Here is a 17,495-nt window from a genome sequence, read left to right as displayed (position 1 = left end):
TGATTACTTGAGAATCATTCGCAAGAAACAAGGAGGGTAAGCCCATGCCCAACCTCTCACGCCGCGGTTTTATCGCCGCATCCCTTGCCACCGGGCTTGTGCGCTCGGTTCCGACCCTCGGTGGTCGCGTTGCCGGGCGCCGCGTGCTGACGCTGGTCTATGACAAATCGCTCGGCATGATGCGCGCGGTGGAACGGCTTGTGCCCTGACGTCAGGGTTTACGGGCACGCGCCCATTGGCGAGACTACAGGCGATCTGAGCCAGAGGAGCCTGCCCCATGTCCCGCGTATCCGTCGAGATTGAAAACCACATTGCCCGTGTCACCCTGACCCGCGGCGACAAGATGAATGCGCTGGACCCGGCAATGTTCGATGCGATCATCGACGCGGGCGAAAGCCTTGTCGACAATGACGACATCCGGGCCGTGGTGCTGGCGGGCGAGGGCGAAAGCTTTTGCGCCGGGCTCGATATCATGAGCTTTGGCGCCCTGGCTGCACAGGACCCGTCCAAGGCGCTGATGCCGCGCACCAATGGGGACAGCAACAAGTTTCAACAGGTCTGCATGGTCTGGCAGAAGATCCCCGTGCCGGTGATTGCCGCGCTCAAAGGGGTGGCCATTGGCGGCGGTTTGCAGATCGCTCTGGGGGCCGACATTCGCATCGCCGCGCCGGGTACACGGCTCTCGGTGCTTGAAATGAAATGGGGCCTTGTGCCGGACATGGGCGGCATGGTGATCCTGCCACGCCTGGTGCGGTCGGACGTGTTGCGCAAGCTGATCTACACCAACGACATGATTGACGCCGCGCAGGCCGAGGCCTGGGGTCTGGTGACGGAACTGGCCGACGATCCAGAGGCCGCAGCCCTTGTGCTGGCGGAACAGATCGCAGGCAAAAGCCCCTCGGCCATCCGCGCGGCCAAGGCGCTGATAGGTTACGCTGAGACGAATTTGGCAGACGTCGGGGCGGTGCTGTTGGAAGAAAGCCGCGTTCAGGCAGACCTGATTGGCAAACCACACCAGATGGAAGTCATTGCCGCCAACCTTCAAAAACGCCCCGCGAAGTTCTCGTAACGCCGGGGGTAGGTCGGACAAATTTGTCCGACCTACGGGATCAGCGTCTTTGCAACGCCCGACCAATCACCACGACCAGCACGGCGCCTGCGCCGAACAGGCCCATGGTCAGGTTCGCGGCCATATGGGTGCCGTCATACAGAGATGAGCTGACCATCGCCGCCAATGATCCCGTGACCATGGTGCTGGCGCCCATGACCGAGGCGGCAAAGCCCGGCATCTCTCCGGCGGGTTCCATGGCCGAGGCATAGGATGTGGGCAGGATGATCCCGAATCCCAGAACATAAAGACAAATACTACCCCAGAAGATCTGCAACGACGGCGACAGCACCACCAACATGAGGTTGGTCCCTGCGGCAAGGCCCAGCAAACCCATTGCCAGCGTCCCGACTTGGCGCAGAGTGATGCGTTTCAAAAGCTGCCCGGCTGTCAGCGCGCCACCGGTATTCACCAGCGCCACAAGCGCAAAGAGCGCGCCAAAGGCCTGAGGGGACACGCCATATCGGGCCTCGGCCGTTAGGGCAGCAACTGCCATCAACCCGGCATACCCGCCAAACGTCAGGCTGCCCGCGATCATGGGGATCAGGAAACGGCTGTTGGTGAAAAGGTACCTGCCCGACGTCGCAAGAAAGCCAAAGGTAAAGCGTTCCGGGCGCCGACGTCCGCCTGTCTCGGGCAGACCCCAAAGCGTATAGGCGATAAAGATCAGCCCCAGCAGGGTCAGGGCCACGAAGATGGCGCGCCATGAAAACAGCACCAGCAACCCCGAGCCCAGCACCGGGGCAAACATGGTGGCGATGGTCAGGATCGCGCCCAAGAGGGTCATCATGCGGGCGGCCTCGGTGCCCTCGGCCACGTCACGCACCATGGCGCGGGCAATGATCGGGGCGCCCCCCATCAGACCTTGCAGGAAGCGCGCCGCAATCAGGATCTGGAACGTCGGCGCTATAGCACAGGCGAGGCTGGCAATGGTGAACCCGCTTAGGGACAGGATCAGCGCAAAGCGCCGCCCAAAGGCGTCCGAAAAGAGCCCCCAGAACAACTGCCCGATGGCATAGGCGATAAAGTAGATACCCACCAACATCGCGCCGTAGCGCGCATCAACCCCGAAGTACCGCGCCACCACACCTGTCGTGGGCAGAATGATGTCCACCGACACCGCGGTCAGGGCGGTGATCCCGCCCATGAAGATCAGCGTGTCGGTACGGCTGAGCCCGTGTTTGCTCACCCGAGTTCTGCCAACCGCGCGAGCGCCGCTGTCAGCTTGGCCTCTTCCTCTTCGCGGGCTGCCAGATTGCCGCGTGCCTCTTCAACCACCTCTTCCGGGGCCGAGGCCACGAATTTCGGATTGTTCAGGCGACCGCGCAGACCGCCGAGTTCTTTGGCGAGTTTGCCGAGGGCCTTTTCAAGGCGGGCTTTCTCTTCGTCGACGTCGATAATGTCAGCAAGAGGTAAACCAAAGGTTCCGCCGTCGACCGCGACGGTGGCGCAGCCTTTGGGGAAGGCGTCAACGTCCGTCAGGCTGTCGATGCGCGCGAGCTTTTTGATGAGCGCTTCGTTACGCGCCCATGCGCCTTTGCCTACCTCGTCGAGTTCAGTGACCAGCATCGGCACTTTGAGGCCCGCGGGCACGTGCATCTGGGCGCGGGCCGAGCGGACGTTCTCGATAACAGAGATCACCCAATTCATCTCGCGGTCGGCATTTTCATCAACAAAATCAGAAGCCTGATAGGTCGGCCAGTCCTGATGAACCAACATGCCGTCACGCTTGTAAGTCACGCCCCAAAGCTCTTCGGTGATGAAGGGCATGATGGGGTGCAGCATGATCAGACACTGGTCCAGAACCCAACCCATGGTGCTGCGGGTTTCGGCCAGAATGGCCTCGTCATCGCTGTTCAGCAGAGGTTTGGAAAACTCGACATACCAGTCGCAAACCTTGCCCCAGACAAAGGCATAAAGCGCGTTTGCAGCGTCGTTGAACCGGTAGGCTTCTAGCGCGGCATCCACCTCTTCACGCACTTTCGCGGTCTCGCCGATGATCCATTTGTTCACGGTTTGATCCACGTCGGTATCACGTCGGTATTGCGTCGGTATTACGTCGGTGTCGTAAACGCCGTTCATCTCGGCAAAGCGCACCGCGTTCCAGATCTTGGTGCCGAAATTGCGGTAGCCCTTGATGCGCTCCATATCGAGTTTCAGCACGCCACCTAGCGCGGCCATCGCCGCCGAGGAAAAGCGCAGCGCATCGGCGCCGTATTCGTCGATGATATCCAGCGGGTCCATGACGTTGCCGGTGGATTTCGACATCTTCTTGCCCTTGGCGTCGCGCACGAGGCCGTGCAGGTAGACGGTGTCAAAGGGGATCTGATCCACCACAGCCAGCTGCATCATCATCATGCGGGCCACCCAGAAGAACAGAATGTCCTGCCCGGTCACGAGGTCCGAGGTCGGGAAGTATTTCTGCAGTTCCGGCGTGTTGTCCGGCCAGCCCAGCGTGCCGATGGGCCAGAGACCGGACGAAAACCAAGTGTCGAGCACGTCGGGGTCGCGCCAGACGAACTCGGAGCGTGCAATGCTATTCTTTGCTTCTTCGGGACCATTGCATTCGGCGATAATCTCAGGCTGTAATACGCCTCTTTCCTCGTAGACGCGCCGGAATTCGGATTGTGCTTCTTCAAAAGTTGCTGCGCAAACGACTATTGGTTGATCAAGGTCATGACGCATTTCAAGGCCGCTCTCGGTTTCAACTAACCGGCGATCGGTTCCATACCAAACCGGGATCTGGTGCCCCCACCAGAGCTGGCGCGAGATGCACCAGGGTTCGATGTTTTCCAGCCAGTGGTAGTAAACCTTCTCACCGCTCTCGGGCAGGATTTTCACGGTGCCATCACGCACGGCATCCAGCGCCGGGCCGACGATCTTGTCGGCGTCAACAAACCATTGGTCGGTGAGCATCGGTTCGATCACCACCTTGGAGCGGTCGCCAAAGGGCTGCATCACGGGTTTGTTTTCGACGAAAGGAATGGTCAGCGGCTCACCTTCGGCCCCGGCGGCTGGGTTCGGGATCATCACGGCCAGACCTTCTTCGGTGATCTGTGTGATGACGGCGGTCCGCGCCTCGAACCGGTCCAACCCGCGCAATTCGTCAGGGACAAGGTTCACGGCATCGGCTTCGTTCTCAGTCAGTGTGCGCTCGCCCTTGGCCACGGCCATGGCAGTGGTGGCGTCCTCGGCATAGGACTTGCCGTCCGCGCGCATGGCGCCCTTGGTGTCCATCAGCCGGTACATCGGGATGCCACCGCGTTTGGCGACCTGATAGTCGTTAAAGTCATGCGCGCCGGTGATCTTCACGGCACCCGAGCCAAAGTCTTTGTCCGGGTACTCATCCGTGATGATCGGGATCAGGCGGCGATGTTCTTTCGGACCCACCGGGATCTCGCACAACTTGCCAACGATGGGCGCGTAACGCTCGTCCGAGGGGTGCACAGCCACCGCACCGTCGCCCAGCATGGTCTCAGGCCGTGTCGTGGCGATCGAGATGTAATCCCGCTCTTCTTCCAGCGTGACGTTGCCGTCTTCGTCTTTCTCGACGTACGTATATGTCGCCCCGCCCGCAAGCGGGTACTTAAAGTGCCACATGTGGCCTGCGACTTCGATGTTCTCAACCTCGAGATCTGAAATCGCGGTTTCAAAATGCGGGTCCCAGTTCACCAGCCGCTTGCCGCGATAGATAAAGCCCTTGTTGTACATGTCGACAAAGACCTTGAGCACGGCATCATGGAAATTGCCGCCTGCGACGTCTTCGGGCGCTCCGGGCGCGCCGGACATGGTAAAGGCTTCGCGCGACCAGTCACAGGAGGCGCCGAGGCGTTTCAGCTGATTGACGATGGTGCCGCCGGATTCAGCCTTCCACTCCCAGACCTTCTCAAGGAACTTCTCGCGGCCCAGCTCGCGGCGCGAGGGTTGCTGGGTTTCGGCCAGCTTACGTTCCACCACCATCTGCGTCGCGATGCCTGCGTGGTCGGTACCGGGCTGCCACAGCGTGTCGAACCCCTGCATCCGCTTCCAGCGCATCAGGATATCCTGCAGCGTGTTGTTGAACGCATGCCCCATGTGCAGAACGCCGGTGACGTTCGGCGGAGGGATCATGATGCAATAGGTGCTGGCACCCGGTTTCGCATTCGCGCCCGCAGTAAAACAGCCAGCCTTTTCCCAAGCGGCATAAAGACGGCCCTCGGCCTCGGCTGCGTCAAAGGTTTTTTCCATCGCCATGCGTTCGATCCTGCGTTCATCAACGTGTTTGACGATCCCTCTACCCAATGGGGGCAGAAAGGGGAAGGCGGCAGCGTAGGTTTTGCAGGGTTTATTGCCCTGACACGTCCAATGTCGGGGTCATCTCGCGGACAGCGGGCGCAAAGGACCGCGAGACCGGCAGGCTGCGCCCATCGCTCAAGCGCACGACCAGACGGTTGTTTTCACGAGCTACACCCCGAAAGGCCCGCGCCGCGATCCAATGCGAGCGATGCACCTGCTGGCCGGGATAATCGCTGAGTTCCTCCAGCGCGTCGCCCAGCCGCATGTGGATCAACTCGCGCCCCTTGTCGGTGGTGACTTCGACATAGTGATCCTGCGACGAGAGCGAGATCAACTCGGTGCCCAGATGTGGCGGCAGGCGGCGCATGAAGATCATGTAATCGGGCAGTTTGACGGGTTTGACCAGCCGGGGCCGGACATAGGCCACAACGCTGCCGCCAATGATCAGACACACGACGGCGACGTACAGAAATATCCTCGGTTTCAGAAACGGCCCATCTTCAGGATGCAACAGGTATTCAAGCCCCATCACGACAAGGGCAGTGGGCGGCGCGGCGACGATAATCGCCAATGCGATCCGTGTGACGGGTGACTCGTGGTCCAGCCACCCCTTGTGCCGCATTGCCATGATCGAGGACGAAACAAAGATCCACCCGGCGCCAATTGCCAGCGCCCAGTAAATCACCCGCAGCCAGAACACCATTTCAAAGGTGCCAAACGGTCCCAGCGTCGTGAAAATCCCGGTGGCCAGCACATAGGCGGCAGCCTGTTCAGGCAAGTGCCAGACAGGTGGTTCAGCTTTCGTCGATCGCTTCGGCTTGTCGTTCACGAAATGCAGCCTGCGTTTCACGTCAGTGCTCTTGTTCTGTCCCGACGTGGCTGCAAAGGCAAGGGCCAAGTCACCCTGATCGCCAGGGAGAAGCCCTGGGTCATGGCAAGATCATGGCGATGTCGGGTGCCAGAGGTTCAAAAATGGCGCGCACAAATCTCGTTCGCCGATGGCAGCGCTTTGAGCAAAGGACAAAACATGGTGTTTTCCATCATAGACGGTGCCCCGATCTGGGTCTGGCCGGTTCTGGCCTTTCTGGTCTGGGCCGGCCTGCGCGCAACGCGGGCACGTACGGTTCCCACATGGCCAATCTACGTCATGCCAGCCGTGGGGTTTCTGTCGGTGAATGCCGTCGCCGGATTGCCATCCACGTCCGGCCAATGGCCCCTCTTCGTCCTTGTCTATCTTCTGGGTGCCATGCTGGGGTATCGCTATCAGCGCCCGAAAATCCTGCAAAAACAGGGGGGAACGGTGCATTTGGCCGGTGAATGGCTGACCTTTACTGTTCTGATGGTGGTGTTCTGGATGAACTTCGCCAGTGGCGTCGCACAGGCCATTGCGCCAGAGGTCTATGCCTCTGCCACATTCACACGGGCCTTCATCGCGATTGCCGGGCTGGCATCCGGCTCCTTTTGTGGCCGCGCCCTATGCACGTGGCGCGCCGCTCCGAACTCCGACGCCAGCGCGTCCCTCCAGTCGTAAGCGTCGACTGTTCGGGTCTAGTCATTTGACCAGATCTTGCGACGGCGGTCCTTGATCAGATCGTTGCCTGCGTCGGTGCCGTCATGAAAGGTGTTGAACCATTGGTCCCAGGGCGTTTCCCAGGTGCCATAGTTGCAGTCGAAAAACCGGTGGTGCAGCTGGTGAAAGAAATCCCCCATCGGCAGTTTCGCCTTGCCAATCTTCACGTTTTCAAACCCCGCGTGACTGGTTGGCGCACCAATCAGGTGGTGAAAGATCAGGAACAGCACATGCAACGGATTGGCCGGGATCAGGAAAAAGATCATCGTATCGAACAACAGGAAAAAGCTCTCGACCGGATGCATCGCCAGCCCCGACCAGGGCCCGGTGTTGATGTTGCGGTGATGCCAGCTGTGGACCCAAGCATAGAGCTTGCCCACGTGGATCAGCCGGTGCAGCCAGTAAAAATGAAACCCCGCGCAGATCGGGATCAGCAGGATCAGCACCACGAACCACAACGGATTGCTGTCAAAGGTGATCATCCGCGCCCAACCGTTGGCATAGGCGTACCACATCAGTGCTTCCCAGAAGGTGATGAACAACAGCGCCGGTCCAAGGGTCCAGAACATGTTGTCCCAAACCTGGGTTTTAAAGGTAAAGGCCCGTGCATCTGTCATCATGGGGCGCATGTCATAGCGATAGTCATCCTCCTGCACCCTGTATTTCCACAAGGCAAGATGCAGGCCCCCGGCGATGACCAGCAGGATCACCAGATCACGCAGCCAGATGTCAAAGATCCAGCCAAAGGCCAGCGTTTTGGCCTCATCCAGGTCAGGGGTGAACCACATCCAGACCACCGTGGCCATCAGCAGGATAAAGAAGCGCTGCGCCAGCGGGTTCCAGCTTTTCAACAGATACAGCGCCGAGGCCAGCGGCCGCATCGGCCAGTCCCAGTAGGGGGCGACCTGCAGGGGCAGGGAGGGGGTGAAGTTCCATAATTGCCGCTTGGGGCGCGGTGGGTTTGGTGAGTTGGTCATTGTCGTGATCCCGGTTTCAGGCGCGGTCATAGACGGCTTGTTTCGTGGCGCCCGCCAGCATGGTCTTGTTCTGGTGATCGCGGATTTTTGCGTGGCGCGCGAGGTCTTCGGGGGTGAACCACGCGGTCGCGGGCGCGTAGTGGGTGAAATTGCCCAAGGTATCCTGACCCCGCACCGGGATCGCATAGTCGCCCTGTCCATGCTCTTGCGCCACGTCCGGTCTCAGATAGCGGATCACCGCCGCAATGCGCCGGTCGTCTGAGGTGTTCGGGCCGGACCCGTGGATCGTCAGCCCATGGTGCAGCGACATCTGACCGGGGTGCAGTTCGATCGCCACCTTGTCCCCAGGTGCAATCTCGACCGCGACCTCCTGACCGCGTGACAACAGGTTGTTGGCGTCATCCTTGTCGTCATGCGGCAGGATCGCGTGCTTGTGGCTGCCTGCGACAAAATCCATACAGCCCGATGCGGGTGTGGCGGGTGACAGGGGCACCCATGCGGTCAGCAAGCCGTCAATCGCGCCCATGCCCCAATACGTCAGGTCCTGATGCATGGCGACCATGGCAGCAGTGTTGGGTTCCTTGACAAAAAACTCGACCGCATAAAGCAGCACATCCGGCCCCAGCACAGCCTCCACCACATCAAGGATCGCGGGGTGCGTGGCGATCTCGGTTGCCAGGGGCATCACGCATTGCGCATTGAGCCGCTTGTAACTGTTGAGCGGTAGCGGCAGGTCCGCAGCCAGCCAGTCGCGCTCCATCTGCTCATAGGTGGCGCGCCACCCTGCCGCCGTGTCTGGCGCGACCACGGGGATCGGGAACAGGAACCCGTCCTGCCAGTATTGGTCCACCTGGGCCGTCGTGGGGCGGCCCGACTCAAGAGAAATCGAAGGTATCATGACAGTGTCCTTGCCGTTCGCGTTGCGATGCGACGTTAGCCTGACTGCCGCCAGAGCCAGCATGATGACTCTTGCAGGGCAGGCTAAGTTTTGCTTAGCCTTGCGCCATGAGTACCCGCATCCCCTCGCTGAACTGGCTTCGCGTTTTCGAGGCCGCCGCCCGCACCGAAAGCTTTGCCCGCGCCGCGGCACAGCTCAACATGTCCGCCGCCGCCGTCAGCCAGCAGGTCAAGGCGCTCGAGGATCGTCTGGGCGCGCCGCTGTTTGACCGCCGCGCCCAAGCGGTGGTGCTGACCGAAGCAGGCCGCGCCTATCTGCCCCCGGTGCAGCAGGCGCTGATGACGCTCGAGGGCGCGACCGAGGCGCTGTTTGGCCAGAGCCGGGCGCAGGGGCTGTATGTGCAATCGGTGCTGATCTTTGCCCACGGCATCCTGACCCGCGGCATGGCCGAGTTCGAAGCGCTCTGTCCCGGTGTGTCGGTTTTCCTGTCGACCGGCAATTCGGCGCAGGATTTTGATCAGGGGTTCAGCGATCTCAAGATCATCTTTGGCAACCCGCATTCCTTTGGCGCCGAAAGCGACAAGCTGTTGGAAGAACGGCTTTATCCCGTGGCCCCGCCCGCCCTTGCGGCAGAGATCACGCAGGCCTCTGACCTCCTGGAGCATCCGCTGATCGAAGTGTCGACGCATCGGTCCGGGTGGGTGCAATTTCTGGAAGAAACCCGGGTGCGTCCGGGCAAACGCCGCATGATCCATGCCGACAGCACCATCATGTCGATGGCCATGGCGCGCGAGGGGCGGGGGATTGCCCTGGCGCGCGCGCCGGCCTCGGATGCCACCATGGCCGGAGCCGGGTTGGTGCCCTGTCTGCCGGGCATCAGCGTGGCAGGGTCCGAGGCCTATCACCTCGTCTATGACTCGCGCGCGTCCTTGCGTCCCCCCGCGCGCCGGTTTCGCGAATGGCTTCTTGATTGGGTGGCGCGCGAAGGGTGGTCCGGGGGGTAGGGGCGCTGCCCCTCTTGGCCCGATGGGCCAATTCACCCCGGAGTATTTCTGGCAAGATGAAGCGCAGGCTCAGAGCATCAATTGATAGCTCGCGGGCACATAGTGGTAGCCCTCGCCATGTTTGGCGACATAGCCCACGGCGGGCCAGGGCATGTGGTAGCCGATAAAGGGCACGCGGTCGGCGGCCATCATGTCGAGCATTTTCTTGCGGGTCATGGCGGCGGCTTCCTTGTCCATGTCGAATTTGACCTCCCAGTCGGGATGGGCCAGCGACCAGACGTAGTGATTGGCAAAGTCGGCGGCGATCATCAGCTGCTTGCCGTCGCTTTCCAGCATGTAGCCCATGTGGCCGGGGGTATGGCCAAAGGCGGCCATGGCGGTGATGCCCGAGGCGACGCTGGCACCGTCCTCCAGCATCTCGATCCGCTCCATATTGGGGCGCACCTTGGCCTCGAACGCCTTATTGCCGTCGGTTCCGGACCAGAAGTTCATTTCGGCCGCACCGGTGACGTGGCGGGCGTTCGCAAAGGTCACGCCGCCCTCACTAGCAACGCCGCCGATATGGTCGCCGTGCATGTGGGTGATGACCACGGTGTCGATCTGATCCGGGCTGTAGCCTGCCGCCTGCAGCGCGCCGGTCATGGCCTCGGGGTTCAGGCCGGTGTCAAACAGCACCAGCTCGCTGCCGGTGTTGACCACCGTGGGGGTAAAGAAAAACTGCGCCTTGTCCGTTGGAATATTGGCCTTTTGCGAGGCTTCGGCAAATTCTGCCGGGCCGACGTTCTTGCCAAAGATGGCTTGCGGGTTTTCCACCGTGCGGGTGCCGACCAACAGGGTGGTGACCTCGAACCCACCCAGTTTCATGCGGTTGAACCGGGTGGCGCCAATGCCCATCATCTCGGCGGCGGCATTGGCAGGGGAAGACGCGGCCATGGCGAGTGGTGTCGAGGCAGCACCGATCAGGAGAGAACGGCGTGTGATGTAGGGGGCGTGAATGGGCATGATGCGGCTCCGGCTGTTGATCTGATCTCGAAGGATAGCGCGAAAATACAAGCTGTCTGCACAAGTCACCGGTTTGTGATCCCGTCAGCTGTCCCGCATTCGGCAGGGCTTTTCTGGACAAAGCCTCGAATTCATGGAATGGGGTGCGCCAACAGGAGACTCCGATGACCACGACTCGTTTTGCACCCTCTCCCACGGGCTATATCCATGTTGGCAACCTGCGCACCGCGCTGATGAACTATCTCATCGCGCGCAAGGCCGGCGGCACTTTTATCCTGCGTATCGACGATACCGATCCCGAGCGTTCGAAACAGGAATATGTCGACGCCATCCAGCAGGACCTGGAATGGCTCGGCATCACCTGGGATCGTTTCGAACGCCAGTCCGACCGGCTGGAGCGTTACGAGGAAGCCGCCCAGCAGCTGCGGGACGACGGGCGGCTTTACGAGTGCTTTGAGACGCCGACCGAACTGGACCTCAAGCGCAAGAAACAGCTCAACATGGGCAAGCCGCCGGTCTATGACCGCGCCGCGCTGGCGCTGTCGGACGCAGATAAGGACCGCTTGCGCGCCGAGCGTGGCAGCGGCCACTGGCGCTTTAAGCTGGATCAGGAACGGATTGAGTGGACCGATGGCATCCTTGGCGATCTGTCGATTGATGCTGCCAGCGTGTCGGACCCGGTACTGATCAAGGCCAGCGGGCAGTTTCTCTACACCCCGGCGTCAGTCTGTGATGACATCGACTTTGGCGTGACCCATGTGGTGCGCGGCTCGGACCATGTGACCAACACCGCGACCCAGATTCAGATCATCCGGGCGCTGGGCGGCGCCGTGCCGACATTCGCCCACCACTCATTGCTGACCGGTCCGCAAGGCGAGGCGCTGTCCAAGCGTCTGGGCACGCTGTCACTGCGTGACCTGCGCGAAGCAGGTGTTGAACCGATGGCGCTGGTCAGCCTGATGGCGCGGCTGGGGTCCTCTGATGCGGTTGAACTGCAAGCAACGATGGAGGATGTCGCGAACACCTTTGAGGTCGGTCATTTCGGCTCGGCCCCGACCAAGTTCGACGCCCAGGACCTCTATCCCCTGACCGCGCGCTTTCTGCACGCTTTGTCGCTGGCGGAAGTTGCAGACGATCTTGCCGCTGCGGGCGTGCCCGCCGATCAGGCCGAGGGTTTCTGGAATGTCGTGCGCGAGAACATCACCACCCGCAAGGATATTGCGACATGGTGGGATCTCTTTGCCAACGGCGCCGATCCGGTGATCGACGATGAGGATGCGGATTTCGTGACCGAGGCCATGGCGCTCTTGCCCGAAGGCCCGTTCGACGGTGACAGCTGGGGCGCATGGACCAAGGCCGTGAAAGAGGCAACAGGGCGCAAGGGCCGTGGCCTGTTCATGCCGCTGCGCAAGGCGCTGACAGGCCAAAGCCACGGGCCGGACATGTCCGCCGTGCTGCCGCTGCTTCAGGTCATCAAGGCGCGCGGCTGAGCCACGCAAAGCACCAAAAATCAAAATGCCCCGATCCGCGAGGACCGGGGCCTTCTTGCATTCTGGATGCCGGGTTAGTTCACCGGTTCAGCCGCTGGGAAAGTCCAGCTGCCGTCGATCACCTCGGGGTGCGGGCGATACAGCCGCACGGCATAGTTCCAGCCCTCGGGCAGCGGCACACAGTTGACGCGGCCATCGCCACAGCCGCCCAGATGCACGGTCATGCTGCCATCGTCATTGCGTGCGCCGGACACCGAGTTGATGTTGTAAACGCCTTTTGCGTTCTTCTCAAAGAAACCACCGGCGTTGTAAACGCTGACCGACCAGAAGGCATCGACCGGCACGTCGGCAGGCACATCAATCTTGTATTCACCAATCGGCAGGTTTGGTTCCACCGTCAGGTAAAACGCGTCTTCCTCGGGCAATCCGCCCCAGCCAAAGGCTGTTCCCAGAAAGTGGCGGATGGGTTCCACCTCGTCCTTGGGGCCAAAGGTATGGCTGCTGTCCGGGGTAAACCGACCCAGACCCAGCGCGGCCTGAAGCACCCCTTCAAAGCTCTCTTCATCATAGTTCGGCAGGATGAAGGGCTTGTTCGACTTGGCCTCGAGCGTGATCTGGTTCTGGATCTCCTTGACGGCGGCGATATCCTCGGGATCGCTGGCATCCACCAGCACCCGAATGATCGCGACCAGATAGGGCGTGTCAAAGGTCTCCATGTCCATCTCATAGGCGCCACCACCCAGGAAGACCGCGTTGGTATAGTGGTCCTGGTTGATGATATGCGCCGAGATATAGCGGTCGCCGGTCTCGGGCATGGTCAGCACCGCGCCTTCGCTCACGTCAATCACCGCCATGCTGTACAGCGTGTCGCGGTTCATGCGAATGGTTGGCTGCTGGTCGATCGCGGTCGGCTCGTGCACGTGAAACATCTTGTTCACACCACCCGACAAAGACAGGTACTTGGCAAACTCGATCTCTGTGGCGGCGCGCACAAAATTGTCCACGGTGATTGGAACTTCGTGGCGGTCAAAGAACATGCTCAGGTTGTTACCCGCATTTTCAGCCGCCATTGTGCCCGTGCCGACCGTCGCAGCCAGGGCCAATCCCAATGTTGTCGTACGTCCCAATTTCATAATTCTCTCCCTAAAATGATACCGGGTGATTCACAGGCAAAGCGCCCATATAACCGTGAAATAGTATCAGGTCTCATTAGGGCGAACTTTGATCTGGATCGCAACGATCGGTTGTTACGCTACGGAACTTTCGTACAAGCGATACGCCGCCAATTGGGTCAATCTCGTCATTCGGGTGTTACATTCCAGGCGTAGATATCACCCGTGGTTGCCGAAATTCTTGGGAAGCCATCAATTATTTCAAATTGCTGAACGTGCATCTGGCCCGCTTCCCCGGCGGGTCAATTGCGTTTCGGGGTCACCCGCCCTTGGCAGCTGCCGCCACCACATCCTCGACCTTGCGCACATGCGGAAAATCGCCGGTGGCGACATAGGCCTCTTCCTCGGGCGTGCTGACCCTGCCCAGAACCGCGTTGCGATGGGGGTGCCGGCCAAAGCGCTCCAATACGGCACATACCCTGTCATGCTGGCCGCGAAACCCATCCCTCATCGGCGCGAGGCATTCTGGCATCTTGGCCACGATGCGCTCGATCACCGGCGGCAGCCTGTGCATCCGCTCCAGATGATCGGGGCCCTCGCAGTGGCCGATGGCAATGACAAAAAACGCCATTTCCCAAGGCTCCAGCGCGTCGATATCGCCGGTCTCGATGCCTTCCAGCGCCAGCCGCGCGGCCTTGATGTCCTGGGCAAAGGCACCCGGCGTGTCGCGCCACAACGAGCGTGGAAACTGGTCCAGCGCGATCAACAAGGCCAGCCGCCCGCGCGGGGTCTCGGCCCAGTGATCCAGCTGCCCTCGGGCTGCCGCCAGCGTCAATCCGGCAAACTCCTCGACAATGCGCGCGTCCATGCCGCCCTGCATGCGCTCGTCCCAGAATGCACCGTGGGTTTCCGGGCTATGCTGATGACCCGTGTCGGGAAACCAGAACGCCAGAACCATATCCGGGGTGAACTCAGTGTCTGTCATGGGTCGTCCTTTCGCGCATCAGCCGTGCCTCGCAGGCTACGCCGGGGCCGCGCTTTCCCCAAGGAAAACCTCGCCCCGCCTTTAGGCCGGGTCCCCGCGCCACGATCCCAGATCACCCTCCGGCCAGTCCATTGGCACCACGCCCAACCCGCGCAGGTTGTCGTCCACCATCCGCCGTTCATCGCCGCTCAGGGTCTGATGTCGGGGATAAATCGGCCGCGCGCGATCATCCAGAACCGGCGCCGACCAGCCTGCGGTGGTCTGAAAGAAATGCGCGACACCGGCCTCACCGAACACGTTCAGATAGCCCTGTGCCACCACGTCGATGTAACTCAGCAGCAGCGGATGCTCGACCGTCGGCGCCCCGTGCTTGCCATGCGGTACCGTATAGACCGCGACGCTGATCTCTTCCGCCTTGGGATGGCTCACATGGTCGCAAACGGCGGCCCGGTCATAGGCGCGCTCGCGGTAATCCAGCGCCGCCCAATCATCGTTCGGGACATGGGCGATCAGCCCGTCGATCTCGGCACCCGCATCCGGAACCACCGTCAGATAGGCCACCGGACGCAGATCCGTATGCCGCCAGATTCGCCGCCACCCCCGCAGCCGCGCCGGGTGCGTATCCTCGAAATCATGCGTATTTCGGTTAACAAGGCTACCATAGCCAAAGAAATAAGGTCTTTTCATGCCCTGACCTTGGCCTGCTTTTGATCCATGTCAATTGGAAAGATGACTTTCAGGTTCATAATACCGCGATGTTCTAACCATCTCCCGGAGTGCCCGTGCGTATCACCAAAAGAACCAACATCGCGATTCGGGTGCTCATGTTCTGTGCCGCCCATCGGGGTCGTCTGGTCACCAAATCCGAGATTGCCGAGGTCTGTCAGGCGTCGGAAAATCATCTTGCGCAGGTCATCAACCAGCTCGGGCAGATGGGTGTGATCAACACCCAGCGTGGCCGCAATGGTGGCCTGGAACTGGCCGACGATCCCACCAGGATCGAGATCGGTTCGATCTTTCGCGTGATGGAAGCGCCGGTGCCCGTGGCCGAGTGTTTTGCCGATGCAGACCAGACCTGCCCGCTGGTCGGGGCCTGCCGTCTGCGCGATGCGCTGCACGACGCGGTCGAGGCATTTTATCAACGACTTGATGGGGTTACGCTGGATGCACTGACCTGTGACAACCCCGCGTTGATGAGCATTCTGAACCCGCAGCCCTGCAACCCCGCTTAGGGGGTTGCAAGGTTCAAAACGGCACACTACGGTATACGCCAGTTGAGTCGGGAGAACCGGAATGATCCGGTGCCGAAGGAGCAACCGCCCCGGAAACTCTCAGGCCTCAGGGACCGACTTGACTAGAAAATGAACTCTGGAGAGAGGTGCTCGCGCACCCGCCGAAGGGATAACGATCTCAGGCGAAAGGACAGAGGGGGCATCGCCCGCGCGGGGCTATTCCGCGCGAATTGAGTGATGCCGGACGCCTTCTTTCAATCGAAGCGCCCCGGATACCGGAGGAGCGAAGACGATGGGTGATTTACACCGCACGCCCCTGTTCGACCTGCATGTCGAACTTGGCGCCAAGATGGTGCCGTTTGCGGGCTACGAGATGCCCGTGCAATACCCCCTCGGCGTGATGAAGGAACATCTCCATACCCGTGCCGCCGCCGGGCTGTTCGACGTCAGCCACATGGGGCAGGTGATCCTGCGCGGCGACAGCTATGATGCCGTTGCCACTGCCTTTGAAACCCTCGTGCCGATGGATGTGCTGGGACTGGGCCAGAGGCGGCAGCGCTATGGGCTTTTCACCAACGAGGCCGGTGGCATCGACGATGACCTGATGTTCGCCAATCGCGGCGACCACCTGTTCGTGGTTGTGAACGCCGCCTGCAAAGACGCCGACATCGCCCGCATGAAGGCCGCGCTGGAACCCGGCGTCACCGTCGAGGTGATCGCCGACCGCGCCCTGATCGCCCTGCAAGGCCCCGCCGCCGAGGCCGCGCTTGCGCGTCTTAACCCCGCCGTGGCCGAAATGTCCTTTATGGATGTCGCCACCGTGGACCTGAACGGCTCGGAATGCTGGGTCTCGCGCTCGGGCTACACCGGCGAAGACGGCTACGAAATCTCGGTGCCCGCGAACGAGGCCGAGGGCCTGTCCCGCGCGCTTTTGGCCATGGGCGAGGTCGAAGCCATCGGCCTTGGTGCCCGTGACAGCCTGCGTTTGGAAGGTGGCTTGTGCCTTTATGGCAATGACATCGACACAGGCACCTCGCCGATCGAGGCCGCTCTGACCTGGGCCATCCAAAAGGTGCGCCGCCCCGGTGGTGACCGCGCTGGCGGCTATCCCGGTGCCTCGCGCATTGCGGGAGATTTTGCCGAAGGCGTTGCGCGCAAACGCGTTGGCCTCGCCCCCGAGGGCCGTGCCCCGATGCGCGCCGGCACCGAACTCTTTGCCGCCGAAACCGGCGGCGATCCCATTGGCACCGTGACCTCGGGCGGCTTCGGTCCGACCCTTGGGGCACCGGTGGCAATGGGCTACGTTGGCAGTGCACAGGCCGCTGTCGGCACCACGGTTTACGGCGAGGTCCGGGGCAAACGTCTGCCGGTCACGGTGGCGAAAATGCCGCTGGTCCCCGCCAACTTTAAACGCTGAACAATCAAGGGAGAGATCCAACAATGAAATTTACCGAAGAACACGAATGGCTGCGCGTCGAAGGTGACGTCGTTGTCGTGGGCATCACCGCACACGCCTCTGAGCAACTGGGCGATGTGGTGTTTATCGAGCTGCCCGAGACCGGCACCGAAGTCACCAAGGACGAAGAAGTCTGTGTGATTGAATCGGTCAAGGCCGCGTCGGACATCCTCGCGCCCATCGACGGTGAAATCGTCGAGGTCAACGAGCCGCTGGCCGACGATCCCGGCAAGGTCAACGAAGACCCCATGGGCGATGCCTGGTTCTTCAAGATCAAAGCCGCCGATGCGTCCCAGATGGACGATTACATGGACGAAGCCGCCTATAACGACTTCATCGGCTGACGCCTTGCGGGGCCGGATGTGCCCCGCACTTTGAGTATTTGG

The 17,495-nt window shown here is 61.2% G+C and carries 17 protein-coding genes and 2 riboswitches; of the genes, 8 read left to right on the top strand and 9 right to left on the bottom strand.

Going from position 1 to position 17,495, the window contains the following annotated elements; genetic code table 11:
* Nucleotides 1-44 precede the first annotated feature (44 nt).
* Nucleotides 45-209: a Tat pathway signal protein gene (locus EK369_RS17395; RefSeq protein ID WP_127115549.1), complete on the top strand. Its 165-nt coding sequence runs from the start codon at nt 45-47 to the stop codon at nt 207-209.
* 68 nt (nt 210-277) lie between these two features.
* Nucleotides 278-1,069, top strand: coding sequence for a crotonase/enoyl-CoA hydratase family protein (locus EK369_RS17390; RefSeq protein ID WP_127115548.1), 792 nt, complete (start codon nt 278-280; stop codon nt 1,067-1,069).
* A 40-nt stretch (nt 1,070-1,109) separates the two neighbouring features.
* On the opposite strand, the gene EK369_RS17385 is transcribed toward EK369_RS17390, so the two are convergent.
* From EK369_RS17385 to EK369_RS17375, 3 genes are all read right to left on the bottom strand, one after another.
* Nucleotides 1,110-2,297, bottom strand: coding sequence for an MFS transporter (locus EK369_RS17385; protein ID WP_127115547.1), 1,188 nt, complete (start codon nt 2,295-2,297; stop codon nt 1,110-1,112).
* On the bottom strand, nt 2,294-5,341 hold the full coding sequence (locus EK369_RS17380) for a valine--tRNA ligase (protein WP_127115546.1): 3,048 nt from the start codon (nt 5,339-5,341) through the stop codon (nt 2,294-2,296). The genes EK369_RS17385 and EK369_RS17380 overlap by 4 nt, the downstream gene beginning before the upstream one ends.
* Before the next feature lie 91 nt (nt 5,342-5,432).
* The gene (locus EK369_RS17375; RefSeq protein ID WP_127115545.1) at nt 5,433-6,233 is read right to left on the bottom strand and encodes a LytTR family DNA-binding domain-containing protein; all 801 of its coding nucleotides are present in this window, start codon (nt 6,231-6,233) and stop codon (nt 5,433-5,435) included.
* A 159-nt stretch (nt 6,234-6,392) separates the two neighbouring features.
* Between EK369_RS17375 and EK369_RS17370 the strand changes: the two genes are divergently transcribed.
* Entirely contained in the window at nt 6,393-6,914 is a 522-nt protein-coding gene (locus EK369_RS17370) for a hypothetical protein (protein WP_164727034.1), read from the top strand.
* Nucleotides 6,915-6,931: 17 nt separating this feature from the next.
* On the opposite strand, the gene EK369_RS17365 is transcribed toward EK369_RS17370, so the two are convergent.
* On the bottom strand, nt 6,932-7,930 hold the full coding sequence (locus tag EK369_RS17365; protein WP_127115543.1) for a sterol desaturase family protein: 999 nt from the start codon (nt 7,928-7,930) through the stop codon (nt 6,932-6,934).
* Nucleotides 7,931-7,946: 16 nt separating this feature from the next.
* Nucleotides 7,947-8,828, bottom strand: coding sequence for a phytanoyl-CoA dioxygenase family protein (locus tag EK369_RS17360; protein ID WP_127115542.1), 882 nt, complete (start codon nt 8,826-8,828; stop codon nt 7,947-7,949).
* Nucleotides 8,829-8,935: 107 nt separating this feature from the next.
* Here EK369_RS17360 and EK369_RS17355 point away from each other — a divergent pair, with 107 nt between their 5' ends.
* Nucleotides 8,936-9,832, top strand: coding sequence for a LysR substrate-binding domain-containing protein (locus EK369_RS17355; protein ID WP_127115541.1), 897 nt, complete (start codon nt 8,936-8,938; stop codon nt 9,830-9,832).
* Between the two features lie 69 nt (nt 9,833-9,901).
* On the opposite strand, the gene EK369_RS17350 is transcribed toward EK369_RS17355, so the two are convergent.
* Nucleotides 9,902-10,834, bottom strand: coding sequence for an MBL fold metallo-hydrolase (locus EK369_RS17350; protein ID WP_127115540.1), 933 nt, complete (start codon nt 10,832-10,834; stop codon nt 9,902-9,904).
* Nucleotides 10,835-10,998: 164 nt separating this feature from the next.
* Here EK369_RS17350 and gltX point away from each other — a divergent pair, with 164 nt between their 5' ends.
* Nucleotides 10,999-12,324: a glutamate--tRNA ligase gene (gene gltX, locus EK369_RS17345; protein ID WP_127115539.1), complete on the top strand. Its 1,326-nt coding sequence runs from the start codon at nt 10,999-11,001 to the stop codon at nt 12,322-12,324.
* A 74-nt stretch (nt 12,325-12,398) separates the two neighbouring features.
* Here the strand turns inward: gltX and EK369_RS17340 are convergent, their stop codons facing one another.
* From EK369_RS17340 to EK369_RS17330, 3 genes are all read right to left on the bottom strand, one after another.
* Nucleotides 12,399-13,457 carry a DUF1254 domain-containing protein gene (locus EK369_RS17340; RefSeq protein WP_206198109.1) on the bottom strand — a complete coding sequence of 353 codons (1,059 nt, stop codon included), beginning with the start codon at nt 13,455-13,457 and terminating at the stop codon, nt 12,399-12,401.
* Nucleotides 13,458-13,755: 298 nt separating this feature from the next.
* Complete coding sequence (locus EK369_RS17335; RefSeq protein ID WP_127115538.1) at nt 13,756-14,421, bottom strand: DUF924 family protein; 666 nt, start codon at nt 14,419-14,421, stop codon at nt 13,756-13,758.
* A gap of 81 nt (nt 14,422-14,502) precedes the next feature.
* The gene (locus tag EK369_RS17330) at nt 14,503-15,108 is read right to left on the bottom strand and encodes a gamma-glutamylcyclotransferase family protein (RefSeq protein WP_127115537.1); all 606 of its coding nucleotides are present in this window, start codon (nt 15,106-15,108) and stop codon (nt 14,503-14,505) included.
* A gap of 95 nt (nt 15,109-15,203) precedes the next feature.
* Between EK369_RS17330 and EK369_RS17325 the strand changes: the two genes are divergently transcribed.
* The 3 genes from EK369_RS17325 (at nt 15,204) to gcvH (ending at nt 17,453) form a co-directional block, all read left to right on the top strand.
* Nucleotides 15,204-15,653, top strand: coding sequence for an RrF2 family transcriptional regulator (locus EK369_RS17325; RefSeq protein WP_127115536.1), 450 nt, complete (start codon nt 15,204-15,206; stop codon nt 15,651-15,653).
* 38 nt (nt 15,654-15,691) lie between these two features.
* Nucleotides 15,692-15,779, top strand: a riboswitch (glycine riboswitch).
* Nucleotides 15,780-15,857, top strand: a riboswitch (glycine riboswitch).
* Nucleotides 15,858-15,945: 88 nt separating this feature from the next.
* Nucleotides 15,946-17,070 carry a glycine cleavage system aminomethyltransferase GcvT gene (gene gcvT / locus EK369_RS17320; RefSeq protein ID WP_127115535.1) on the top strand — a complete coding sequence of 375 codons (1,125 nt, stop codon included), beginning with the start codon at nt 15,946-15,948 and terminating at the stop codon, nt 17,068-17,070.
* Between the two features lie 23 nt (nt 17,071-17,093).
* Complete coding sequence (gene gcvH, locus EK369_RS17315; RefSeq protein ID WP_127115534.1) at nt 17,094-17,453, top strand: glycine cleavage system protein GcvH; 360 nt, start codon at nt 17,094-17,096, stop codon at nt 17,451-17,453.
* Nucleotides 17,454-17,495: the final 42 nt, after the last annotated feature.

It is taken from the genome of Shimia sediminis (assembly GCF_003990645.1).
Taxonomy (GTDB): Bacteria; Pseudomonadota; Alphaproteobacteria; order Rhodobacterales; family Rhodobacteraceae; genus Shimia; species Shimia sediminis.
The sequence above is the reverse complement of the archived record's forward strand: the minus strand, read 5'-3'. Positions and strand labels throughout refer to the sequence as shown.

Excerpts from the sequence above, each read along its gene's own strand:
- EK369_RS17395 (WP_127115549.1), top strand. The coding sequence starts at position 45 with ATGCCCAACCTCTCACGCCGCGGTTTTATCGCCGCATCCCTTGCCACC.
- EK369_RS17390 (WP_127115548.1), top strand. The coding sequence starts at position 278 with ATGTCCCGCGTATCCGTCGAGATTGAAAACCACATTGCCCGTGTCACC.
- EK369_RS17380 (WP_127115546.1), bottom strand. The coding sequence starts at position 5,341 with ATGGCGATGGAAAAAACCTTTGACGCAGCCGAGGCCGAGGGCCGTCTT.
- EK369_RS17365 (WP_127115543.1), bottom strand. The coding sequence starts at position 7,930 with ATGACCAACTCACCAAACCCACCGCGCCCCAAGCGGCAATTATGGAAC.
- EK369_RS17360 (WP_127115542.1), bottom strand. The coding sequence starts at position 8,828 with ATGATACCTTCGATTTCTCTTGAGTCGGGCCGCCCCACGACGGCCCAG.
- EK369_RS17355 (WP_127115541.1), top strand. The coding sequence starts at position 8,936 with ATGAGTACCCGCATCCCCTCGCTGAACTGGCTTCGCGTTTTCGAGGCC.
- EK369_RS17350 (WP_127115540.1), bottom strand. The coding sequence starts at position 10,834 with ATGCCCATTCACGCCCCCTACATCACACGCCGTTCTCTCCTGATCGGT.
- gltX (WP_127115539.1), top strand. The coding sequence starts at position 10,999 with ATGACCACGACTCGTTTTGCACCCTCTCCCACGGGCTATATCCATGTT.
- EK369_RS17340 (WP_206198109.1), bottom strand. The coding sequence starts at position 13,457 with ATGAAATTGGGACGTACGACAACATTGGGATTGGCCCTGGCTGCGACG.
- EK369_RS17335 (WP_127115538.1), bottom strand. The coding sequence starts at position 14,421 with ATGACAGACACTGAGTTCACCCCGGATATGGTTCTGGCGTTCTGGTTT.
- EK369_RS17330 (WP_127115537.1), bottom strand. The coding sequence starts at position 15,108 with ATGAAAAGACCTTATTTCTTTGGCTATGGTAGCCTTGTTAACCGAAAT.
- gcvT (WP_127115535.1), top strand. The coding sequence starts at position 15,946 with ATGGGTGATTTACACCGCACGCCCCTGTTCGACCTGCATGTCGAACTT.
- gcvH (WP_127115534.1), top strand. The coding sequence starts at position 17,094 with ATGAAATTTACCGAAGAACACGAATGGCTGCGCGTCGAAGGTGACGTC.